The sequence below is a fragment of the Streptomyces chiangmaiensis genome (assembly GCF_036281785.1).
Classification (GTDB): Bacteria; Actinomycetota; Actinomycetes; order Streptomycetales; family Streptomycetaceae; genus Streptomyces; species Streptomyces chiangmaiensis.
Genome location: NZ_JAYWVC010000458.1, coordinates 1 through 2754 on the forward strand (window position 1 = coordinate 1; position 2754 = coordinate 2754).

3 protein-coding genes and 1 pseudogene are annotated in these 2754 nt (G+C 68.6%); 3 read left to right on the forward strand and 1 reads right to left on the reverse strand.

Translation table 11 applies throughout. The annotated features are described in order from the left end of the window. Positions 1-173: pseudogene (locus VXC91_RS44340) on the forward strand (alpha/beta hydrolase); the annotation flags it as partial. Between the two features lie 226 nt (positions 174-399). Further along, entirely contained in the window at positions 400-819 is a 420-nt protein-coding gene (locus VXC91_RS44345; RefSeq protein ID WP_329513008.1) for an SRPBCC family protein, read from the forward strand. 330 nt (positions 820-1149) lie between these two features. Here VXC91_RS44345 and VXC91_RS44350 read toward each other — a convergent pair whose 3' ends face one another. After that, positions 1150-1773: a TetR/AcrR family transcriptional regulator gene (locus VXC91_RS44350; protein ID WP_329513009.1), complete on the reverse strand. Its 624-nt coding sequence runs from the start codon at positions 1771-1773 to the stop codon at positions 1150-1152. A gap of 71 nt (positions 1774-1844) precedes the next feature. Here VXC91_RS44350 and VXC91_RS44355 point away from each other — a divergent pair, with 71 nt between their 5' ends. Next, a complete protein-coding gene (locus tag VXC91_RS44355; protein WP_329513010.1) occupies positions 1845-2558 on the forward strand; it encodes a hemerythrin domain-containing protein in 714 nt (237 codons plus the stop codon). The last annotated feature ends 196 nt before the right edge of the window (positions 2559-2754 follow it).

Genomic DNA, 2754 nt, shown 5'->3' on the forward strand with positions numbered 1-2754 from the left:
GGGACCTGGTCACCACCCAGGACAAGAACATCCCGCCGGCCGCCCAGCGCTTCATGGCCCAGCGCGCCCACGCGCACACCGCCGAGGTCAAGGCCTCCCACGCGGTCTCGGTCTCCCAGCCCGGCGCGGTCACCCGCCTGATCGAACAGGCCGCCCACGCCACCACCCGCTGACCCCCCGGCGGCCAGGACGCCGCAGGCTGCTCGACCAGGCCGGTTTGCCAGACCGGTCCAGCTGCCACGGGCGGCCGCCGTCGTATCAGCACACCCGCGGCCGTGGCTCACCTTGTCCGTCCCACAGAGCCCGCCCGAAGACGAAGATCTCCGCGAACTGAGACCGGAACGTCTCCCACCACCCGAGAGCACCCAGGGCGCTCACCCCTCACGCAAGGAAACGCAGATGGCAGTCGCACGATTTCACCTCATCTCCTCGCTCAGCCCGTCAGAGGCACTGGCGGTGCTCACCGACTTCGGACCCGCACGGGCCCGGAACTGGCCGACGATCGAGCACCTCGAAGTCCATGCGATCGGGGACAACTGGGCTGAAGTGACTGAGGGAACCGCCTCCGCATGGGAACGCGCACGCTACGAATGGGACGCCGCACAAGGAAGAGTCACCATCACCACCCACGAATCGAAGGTCTTCGGGCCCGGCGGCGGTTGGATCTTCCAGCTGACCCCGGAAGGCGACGGCACCCGCATCGACATCGAACTCACCCGTACCCCCCGCACTCTCAAGGGCAAGATGATCGCCGCACTGCTCCCCGTCATCGCAACCTCTCTCCGCAAGTCGTACCGGGAACCCCTGAAGGCCAGGTGAAACCACCCCTGGCAGCGGAGCGTGGGTGCGTGGACGCCCCGGCACGATCGTTGCGCCCCGGCCTCGGCAGCATGGTGAACCTCTCCGTCCCGCGCACCGAGGAGACCCGAGGCCTGGCCGATGCCGATTTCCTGACCTGAATGAAGGACGGCGCCCTGCTCGTCAACGAGGGCGGCGGACCCGGTCGGGGCGTGTCGGCCAGGCCGTTCGGCCGCTCAGCGAGGAACCGCTGTCGCCACGTGCGGGGACTGTGTCGGCGGTGACGAGCGTGTCGTTCTGGACGCGGGGCAAGGCGTGCGAAATCTGACGACGGACCACCGGCGCAGGCCGCTAGAAGTCCTTCAGCAGTGCCTGCCGGGCGGAGCGGGCGATCCAGGCCTGGGCGCGGGGGAAGGGCCAGGCGCGTTCGCCGACGAGGGTCATCCAGGCGTGCGGGCCGAGGTGGAACCAGAGTATGTCAATGGCCTCGGTCCGGCTGAGGTCGGCGCGCAGTGCGTCGAGTGCGACGAGGCGGTCGGTCACACGGGTCAGGGCTTGGACGTAGCTGTCCGCTCCTTTGTCCAGGATCTCTTTGACGGCGGGTTCCCCTGGCGGGTTGCGGTAGAAGAGCCCGTACACGAGTTCCCAGTGGCGTTCGTGGGTGAGCCGGGTGCCCTCGGCGGTCAACTCGATGACGGCGCGCGGGTCGTCGCTGGCCTCGACGGCGGCGAGGGTGTCGGCGATGGCCGGGTCGGTGAGGGCCGGCTCCAGCAGGGCCGTCAGGATGCACGCCTTGTTCCCCACGCTGCTGTACACGGTCGGGACGGCGACTTTTCCTGCCTCGGCGATCTCCCCGATGGTGACCCCGGCGTACCCGCGGGCCAGGAAGAGCGTGTGCGCGCTGCTCAGGATGGCTGCGCGTGTCGCGGCGGCCGCATCGTTGCGGCGGGGGGAGTGGTACTTCCGGGTGGTCACCCGCGCATTCTACCCAGCACGCAGGGTGAGTATATTGACAATAAATCCATCTAATGAATAGATTCAATTCCATGACTACTGCGTCAACTGAGAAATCTGCGGTCGTCGAGACCCGCCTTGTCCATGAAGTCCACCGGGTGGCCTCCACCCTGCTGGCCGAGGCGGCCCTCCGGCCCTCGGTGCCGCTGGGCGCCCTGGCGCAACTGCGTGACTTCCTCGTGGTGAATCTGCACCATCACCACGAGACCGAGGACAAGGACTTGTGGCCGCGGATCGTCGCGGTGGCGCCGGCCACGGCATCCGCGCTGGCTGAGCTGAGCGAAGAGCACGAGCGCCTGGACGCGGCGCTCGATCAGCTGGCCGCGGTCGCCGTGAGCGCCGACAAGGGTGAGGACGGGTCCGGGGAGGCCGCAGCCACAGGCCGAGGCAGTGCCGGCGCCGGCGACGACAGCGGAGCGGACGGAGTCCGAGCCGCGCTACGGGACGCAGCCGTCGCCGTGCGAGACACGGTGCACGACCACCTGACCCACGAGGAGCCGCTCCTCTTCCCGGCACTCCGCGACCACCTCAGCGATGCGGAATGGGAGGACTTCTCCCAGCGGGTGATCGCGACCACGCCGCCCGTGGCCGGACACCTCATGGTCGGCTTCCTCGACGAGGTGGGCACGCCCGCCGAGGTGGAACTGGTGCTCGCGGGCCTGCCGGAGCCAGTACACCCGCTCATCCCCGCCATGCGCCTGCAGGCAGCGGACGACCTGCGGATCCTGCGAGGGACCGGCTCATGACCTCCGCCGGCGCATCCACACCTACCTGATGCGTTGGGTCCGCAAGAAGTATCGACGGCTCCGGTCGGTCCAGAAGGCACATGGGCGCTGGAAGCGGGTCACGAGCCAGTACCCGAGGCTCATCGCCCGGTGGGCATGGACATCAGGGTTCCGGTGATCAGGAGGGCGAGAGCCGTTAACGAGAGGCTGTTACGCA

Bases quoted from the DNA above. Each gene is read 5' to 3' on its own strand.
- VXC91_RS44345 (WP_329513008.1), top strand. From the start codon at position 400: ATGGCAGTCGCACGATTTCACCTCATCTCCTCGCTCAGCCCGTCAGAG.
- VXC91_RS44355 (WP_329513010.1), top strand. From the start codon at position 1,845: ATGACTACTGCGTCAACTGAGAAATCTGCGGTCGTCGAGACCCGCCTT.